The following is a 7,091-nucleotide window of genomic DNA, read 5'->3' as shown; positions in this document are numbered from 1 at the left end:
ATGATTCCCTTATCCTGACAGGCTGCGGCGATGAAGATGTTTTCATCAGAAAGATCTGTAATACCGTTCTCTTTGAGCATCTTTTTGGCTGCTTCAATACCGAGCTTTTCGTTTCTGTCATTGATGTCAACTACCAGTTCAGTCGTGGGCTCGAGTCCAATCTGTTCCTGACAGATTTTCATGATTTCAGCATCCGGTGGCAATGGAGTCTTTCCAAAATAACCCAGGACCATTTTTCCGTATCCTTCGGCAATCTTTTTATAGGGACCAAACATAACGTTATTGAATGCCTGCTGGAAGTAGAACTGTGAAACCGGTGTTACAGAGGTTCCGTATCCACCCTTCATGACTACATCGCCCATGGCTTTCGTAATTTCGGGGAATTTATCCATCAGTCCGTTGTCTCTCAGCATCTGGGTGTTGGCTGTCAGTGCTCCACCGGGAAGAGGAGAAAAGGGGATGATAGGGTTCACCATGGTGGCTTCGGGCGGGAGGAAGTAATCGGCCATACATTCACTGAAAACTTCTTCCACTTTCATGATTTCCATTGGATCTATACCCAGATCATAATCAGTACCCCGGAGGGCATGCCACATGGTCATAAGGTCGGGCTGACAGGTTCCACCGGATACTGGTGTCAGCGAAAGGTCTATCTGAGTTGCTCCAGCTTCAATCGCAGTTACATACTGCTGGATGGAAACACCGGCTGTTTCATGAGAGTGGAAAACGATATTCATATCGGGGCCGAGGAGTTCTCTGGCCGCTTTAATTGTTTCGCCCACAATCTTGGGAGTGGCTGTACCTGAGGCATCTTTGAAACAGACTGAGTCATAAGGGATTCCTGCATCCATAATGCCTTTCAAAACACCGATATAGAATTCTTTGTCATGGGCCCCTGTTACTCCGGGAGGAAGTGCCATCATTGTGACAACGACTTCATGCCTCAGACCTGCGTCATGAATGCACTGACCCGAAGAGATCAGGTTGTTAACGTCATTGAGAGCATCAAAGTTTCTGATGGTGGTCATTCCGTGTTTCTTGAAAAGTTTGGCATGAAGGTTGATAATATCTCTTGACTGAGAACTCAGACCGACAACGTTTACACCTCTTGCCAGTGTCTGAAGGTCTGCATCAGGACCGGCAGCCTTTCTGAATTCGTCCATCATGTCGAAGGCACTTTCGTTACCATAGAAGATGGGAGCCTGGAAACGGGCTCCTCCACCTGCTTCAAAGTGTTTGATACCTGCTTTGGATGCTGCTTCTACGGCAGGCAGGAAGTCGTTTGTCAGGACACGAGCCCCGTAGACAGATTGAAAACCGTCACGGAAGGCTGTACACATAAAATTTACGCGCTTTTTCATGGGAATTTAACCTCTTTTAGGATTGGGTGTGAGCTTTTACAGCTGCAATTGCAACAGCAATTTCAGCGTCTGCGGATGATCTTCTGACGGCGGGAGCGGCCGGTTTTTCCTGCTCGGGGAAAAACTTCAGGACTATTTTGGACATAGTTATAGTTGATATGACCAGAAGAGCCAGAAACAGAAACACCACAGACATTCCGACAATGGTTACGATAAGACCATTTACCATTTAGATGCTCCTCAAATATTTATTTAACGTCTCTTTCCTTTTATGGTTAATATAGTTTTGAGACGACTTATAATGGAATCGATTAATAATTAGCGATTCAGCCTAAAATATAGAGGAAAAAGGCCTCGGGTGACAAGCCCCGGGTCAGACTTATGAGGCTCCAAGAATGGCAAATTATTAAAAAATACATATATTTATGATTCGTCAGGAAAGATCAGAACCGCATTCCCAGGCCAGCCGCAACATTCATAGTATTATAGCTGATGCCGGTCTCCCTCTCTCCCTGCTTTACTTCTCCCGAATACGAGGTATAACCCATATCAAATATAAAGGAAAACCTGACAGTATTGCCGTAGTAGAAGGGCATATCCACGCCTCCTCCCAGGACGGTGTACAGGCCTCCCCGGAGGTCAGTCTTTCCCGTCATAAAAGCATTATTACCCTGAACAAAGGCATATCCGGCGCATCCTTTCAGGTAGAAGGGAACCTCGCTCTGAGGAATAAAGAACTTGACAGATCCATAAACCGGTTGCCAGCTGAGGCTGCCTTCCTCGGGAATCTCCCTGGAAAACAGGGTTCCTAAACCGACCCCGGCCTGAATGACTTTTCCCATACCGATGTAGACTTCCTGGTACAGAGAGATGCCCGTCCCTGCTACCAGGCTGCCGTATCGACTGACCGGATCAAAACCAAGACTGGTGACCGTATGGATTCTGCCGGATTCACCGGCCTGTAAAGGGGCAAAGGAGGCCATAAGCAGGATCAGAATGAACATTCCTTTCTGATGTTTCAGTTTCATGGTGAGTCTCCTGTCGGATTCATGCTCTTATTTCTGTGTCAGGTTGAATACTCCATCCCAGTCTTTCGGCGGAGGATCCTGACTGAATTTCAGGCAGCGTTTCATATAGATTTCTGAAGGAGCATCCTCGGGGATACTCTTTCTCGCCTTCTTGAACCACTCGGTTGCTTCTGACCAGTTCCAGGTTTCAAACTGTTCCATTCCCCGATGGAAATAGTCCAGACCTTCCAGAATTGTTTCGGGAGTCATGTTTTTTTCATCAATCAGTTCATAGAGCCGGACGGGTTCGTTGATGCCTACAACCCTGACTCTATCCAGCTGGCGAACGGTAAATTGGTCTCCCGTTTCTTTGTAGGTGGAATCGCTGATCAGAATCCAGGTACCGTACTGTTTGTTTACACCCTCCAGACGGGCAGAGAGGTTGACGGCGTTTCCCATCATGGTGTAATCCATTTTTTGAAGGGTTCCCATGTTTCCAACAACCATGTCTCCTGTATTGATTCCAATTCTGGTTAAAAGGGGACCAGGACTCCTCTCTTCGGCCAGCATCTTTTCATTGAGAATTGCTTCGGCCTTCTTCATCCGGATCGCTGCCCGGCAGGTTTTGACGGCATGGTCCTGGAAGGGTTGAGGGGCTCCGAAAAAGGCGATGATCGCATCCCCTTCGTATTTATCGATGGTTCCTTTTTCCTCCATGATCAGGTTACTCATTTCGGTGAGGTATTCATTCAGCAGGGCGACCAGGTTCTGGGGTGTGAGTTTTTCAGAGATGGAAGAAAAACCTCTGACATCTGTAAACATGGCAGTCATGTGTCGTTCTTCTCCTCCCAGAGCGAGCTTGGAGGGGTCATTCAGCAGGTCATTGATAACATCAGAGGATAGGTACTGGGCAAAGGCGTTGCGGATGAATCCCTTCTCCTTGGATGAGAATATGAGGTTCACACTGACGATAGATATAAAGGACAGGAGGATGGAAATCCCCGGAGTGAACAGGGGCGTAAAGCTCCCGGTCATGATAAAGCCCAAGATTAAAGCCGATTCGGTCAGAACCAGAATAGAAAGCCCTGATACGATTCCCCAAACGGGATGATTCAGTCTGGAAACGATCCATCCCGTGAGAATAGACATCAGTATCGTTAAGAGAATGGGCAGCCAGAGGGGGGTCTCATCCAGGAATTGACCCGACAGAATGGTGTTTGTAACAGCCGCATACAGTCCCATATTCATATATTCTTTTTCGAAGGGGTTGACTCCAACATCGGTGGTGGATGTTCCCGAGTAACCAATGATGGATAAGGAGCCTTCCAGGCTTTCCTTGAGAGTTCCACGGAGTTCCTGAATGGTGTTGATCAAATTCCTGGAAGCACTGAATACTTCCGGTATAAAGGCGACAAGATCCTGAAAACGCTGGATCTGTTCTTCCTCCAAATCGGGGCGTGCCAGATAGCCGTTCAATTCATCCAGAATATACTGCTCCGAATCCCCGTTGAAATAGCCGGCAGTTTCGGTGAAAAACAGCCTACGCAGGGAGAGATATTCGTCCAGGTCGATGTCCCGGGTTCCCTCCATATGATCGGTTTTCAGGCTCTCTACATAGTCAAAAAGGTCCATCAGAGGGGTGTCCCCCTCATAAAAGGGAGCTTCAAGGAGTCCCTGCCCATCCAGCAGGGTCATGTTGTAAATTAAATCCGACAGAAGTATGTCATGCCAATACAGGTGGTAAAAGCTTATATGATTGAAGCTCTTGCTATAGGGCTTTTTCGGCCAGTTGATCATCATCTGACCTGTCCGGTCCAGGGGAATCTCGATGTCCTGTCTTTCTTTGCCTTTAGTGACGGCACCTTTCAGGATTAATGATTTTTTGGTTTTTTCCATTCCCTGAACATCCATTCTCTGAAGAAGGGCCGAAAAACCCAACTGGGGGTAGTATTCTCCCTGATAATCAAAAATCAGGTCTATACGCCGTCTCACTCCGTCCGGGTCAATACTCACCCGGGGGAACCCTGCATTGAGAGAGTTGGACAGGACTTCATTTATGGCGGGTTTGATATCCACCGCTGTAGCGAAGTCTGTAACGGGTGCATTAAAATAGTGGTTGAGTGATAACTTTTCCTTCGCCAGATCTCTGAGAGACTGAGGGGTTGTATCATCCAGGTCTTTCATCATGTTCACAGTGGCCATGACATTGCCGAAGAAGCTGATGGCCCGGCCCAGATACTCATCGTTATCCCGGGCAATTTTGTTGACATACTGGAGAAGTTCCTGCTGTTTCTCCAGGTTGTAATCACTCAATATTGTCTGGTAATAGGGTACGTCATCCAGGGCAATCTGTTCGTTCTGTAAAGCGTTTAAAAAATCGGCCTGATATCGGGACAGATCATAAAAGACATCATTAAATCGATTGGGTATCTGATTCTCCAGGTATTTATTGTTCAGTCCGGCAGGACTCTTATCAATAAACTCAATATCCAGTATGGCGTATTCAGCCCCCAGCTCCCGCATCAGGATCAGGCCGTCCGCAAAAATATCCCGGCTCAGGGGATACATGTTGATATTTGTAATTGTCAGATCATCAATATTGACCAGAAGTAAGTCTTGATCTTCCGCCACTTCCGGTTTAATGCGCAGCAAAAGGTCATAAACCGAGTTTTCAATTTTCTGGTATGGCTCCAGGGTCAAGAGAAAGGAAAACAGAAGGGATAATAAAAGGGGAATTCCCAGAAACATATATCTTTTTTTCATGAATACCTCCCGGTGATGTTCATTCCGGTTTTGTATCATTATAGCTGTCTGATCAGGGATTTCCATAAAAAAGTAAAGAATTGCTATAAGTTGTTCATTTTTTTGAAGATGAAATATTGAGATCCTGCCAATTGAGGCCTAAAATAGAGGTATCGAGATATAGGAGTCGATGTAAATGAAAAAAATCTTTCTTACCACAGTCCTGGCCCTGGGATTCCTGGTACCCTTCACTCTGGCAGCGCAATCCAATGAAGTTCTGGATGTTTTTCTGGCCAGAGCTGAAGCGGATTTTGGGACGAGTGCCTATCTGATTCTTGCCGATTGTGAAAAAATTACTGACACCGCTTCTGTTGATGAAGCCATGAACTGGATAGGACAGTCAGAGAACCTGAATAAACTGAAGGACCTGAATCCGGATAGAACCATCAGTTATGGAGAATTTTCTTATATCATGATGGAAGTACTTGAATTGAAGGGTGGTCTGATGTACAGCCTTGTACCAGGACCCCGATATGCAGCCAGAGAAGCTGCCTATAAGCGGTGGATCATCGGAAAATCCTCCCCCGGCCGAGGGTTGAAACCTTTTGAGGTCATCAATGCACTCGTCACCATACTTGAAAAGGAGGGGGCAAGATGAAAAGCCGAAAAATCATAATTGTTTTCTTTGTTTTCTTGTCATTCCGACTCTATGCCCTGGATTCTGACTGGGGAGGGAAGGTAGAAAATATATCCCAGATCTCCAATGTTGAGTATGAAGATTTCACTCAGGGGAACAAAGCCTCCCTCTGGTACAGAGGAGAGCAGAGTCCACTGCTGAATTTTTATATAAAAGGCGATTATGTCTACCGCTATGAAAAAGAGGATCATAAGAATATTTTTGATCTTACCAATGCTTATTTCTATGGCCGCACTGTTCTGGAAGAAGGAAAAAGTCTGAGATATAATGCAGGACGGTTCCGCTTTAATGACAGTACCGGACGGGTCATGAAGTCTTTGGCTGACGGTGTGGAAATCACTCTGCAGAACAGGACTCTTCCTGTCCGTTTCGGTGCAGGTTATACAGGTCTTGTTTTTGGACAGACTTCAGACATTGTCATGACACCGGCGGACAAGTTGGAAAAGGATGATGAATATCTTTTGGCACCCCCCAGGCTCATTGCCTTTGCAGAGGCCAAATACTCGAATCTCCCGGGAGGAAACAGCCTTATTCTGGCGGTCATTGCCCAGCAGGATCTGAGGATGGATGATAATTCCTACCTGGAAGATAGTGAAACGGGCAAACTTCATACACAGTATTTTCAAATGGGAGCAGACGGGCGTTTCCTTCCCGATCTCTACTACAGCCTGACGGGAGTTCTGCAGACAGGACAGTATCTGATTCCAGCCTATGATCCCGCCCCATCCGCAGATTATACTTCCCTCGGCGGATTAGTGACGGCCACCCTGGATTACTATCTGGAATCACGGTATAAAACCACTATCAGCCTAGATGCTCTGTATTCTTCGGGTGACCCCTGGAAGAACCGCGGTGAATTCGGCGTTTTGTCGTTACCAGGAGACAAACAGCTGAATCAATATACACCCATATCCAATTCTACAAAGGGCTTTGTTTATACTCCTCAGATTGGTAACCTGATATTCGGAGACCTCAGCGTTTCTGTTAAACCCATAGATAAGATACAGGTCGTTTTGTCAGGGATTACATTCCTGCGGGCTATAGATGGTCCCATCTCTGATGACACGATGACAGAAGATTCCGGGAATTCACTGTATCTCGGACAGGAAGTTGATTTTGTCGTCAACTACCGTCCTTATTCGGATCTTGGTCTTGCTCTGAGGTCGGGAGTGTTTTTTCCCAATACAGATGTTCAGAGCAACGAGGATATCCTTTACCGGATTGGTGCTTATGTCTCTGTCAGCTTCTAGGCTGAAACCTGAAGCATTTACAGGAGGTTCTTTT

6 protein-coding genes are annotated in these 7,091 nt (G+C 46.4%); 2 read left to right on the top strand and 4 right to left on the bottom strand.

Annotated features, from left to right (window positions below; translation table 11 throughout):
• The 4 genes from PF479_RS11320 to PF479_RS11305 all read right to left on the bottom strand — a co-directional run.
• A partial coding sequence (locus PF479_RS11320; protein WP_298006442.1) for a biotin attachment protein occupies positions 1 to 1,361 on the bottom strand: 1,361 nt, incomplete at its 3' end.
• Between the two features lie 16 nt (positions 1,362 to 1,377).
• Positions 1,378 to 1,590, bottom strand: a complete 213-nt coding sequence (locus tag PF479_RS11315) for an OadG family protein (protein ID WP_298006439.1) — start codon at positions 1,588 to 1,590, stop codon at positions 1,378 to 1,380.
• 214 nt (positions 1,591 to 1,804) lie between these two features.
• Positions 1,805 to 2,389, bottom strand: coding sequence for a hypothetical protein (locus PF479_RS11310; protein WP_298006437.1), 585 nt, complete (start codon positions 2,387 to 2,389; stop codon positions 1,805 to 1,807).
• Positions 2,390 to 2,416: 27 nt separating this feature from the next.
• Positions 2,417 to 5,131, bottom strand: coding sequence for an adenylate/guanylate cyclase domain-containing protein (locus PF479_RS11305; RefSeq protein WP_298006435.1), 2,715 nt, complete (start codon positions 5,129 to 5,131; stop codon positions 2,417 to 2,419).
• A gap of 175 nt (positions 5,132 to 5,306) precedes the next feature.
• Between PF479_RS11305 and PF479_RS11300 the strand changes: the two genes are divergently transcribed.
• The gene (locus tag PF479_RS11300) at positions 5,307 to 5,768 is read left to right on the top strand and encodes a hypothetical protein (RefSeq protein ID WP_298006432.1); all 462 of its coding nucleotides are present in this window, start codon (positions 5,307 to 5,309) and stop codon (positions 5,766 to 5,768) included.
• On the top strand, positions 5,765 to 7,057 hold the full coding sequence (locus PF479_RS11295) for a hypothetical protein (protein ID WP_298006429.1): 1,293 nt from the start codon (positions 5,765 to 5,767) through the stop codon (positions 7,055 to 7,057). Before PF479_RS11300 ends, PF479_RS11295 begins: the two co-directional genes overlap by 4 nt.
• The last annotated feature ends 34 nt before the right edge of the window (positions 7,058 to 7,091 follow it).

Origin of the sequence: Oceanispirochaeta sp. (assembly GCF_027859075.1) — a bacterium.
GTDB lineage: Bacteria > Spirochaetota > Spirochaetia > DSM-2461 > DSM-2461 > Oceanispirochaeta.
The sequence above is the reverse complement of the archived record's forward strand: the minus strand, read 5'-3'. Positions and strand labels throughout refer to the sequence as shown.

Excerpts from the sequence above, each read along its gene's own strand:
- PF479_RS11315 (WP_298006439.1), bottom strand. The coding sequence starts at position 1,590 with ATGGTAAATGGTCTTATCGTAACCATTGTCGGAATGTCTGTGGTGTTT.
- PF479_RS11310 (WP_298006437.1), bottom strand. The coding sequence starts at position 2,389 with ATGAAACTGAAACATCAGAAAGGAATGTTCATTCTGATCCTGCTTATG.
- PF479_RS11305 (WP_298006435.1), bottom strand. The coding sequence starts at position 5,131 with ATGAAAAAAAGATATATGTTTCTGGGAATTCCCCTTTTATTATCCCTT.
- PF479_RS11300 (WP_298006432.1), top strand. The coding sequence starts at position 5,307 with ATGAAAAAAATCTTTCTTACCACAGTCCTGGCCCTGGGATTCCTGGTA.
- PF479_RS11295 (WP_298006429.1), top strand. The coding sequence starts at position 5,765 with ATGAAAAGCCGAAAAATCATAATTGTTTTCTTTGTTTTCTTGTCATTC.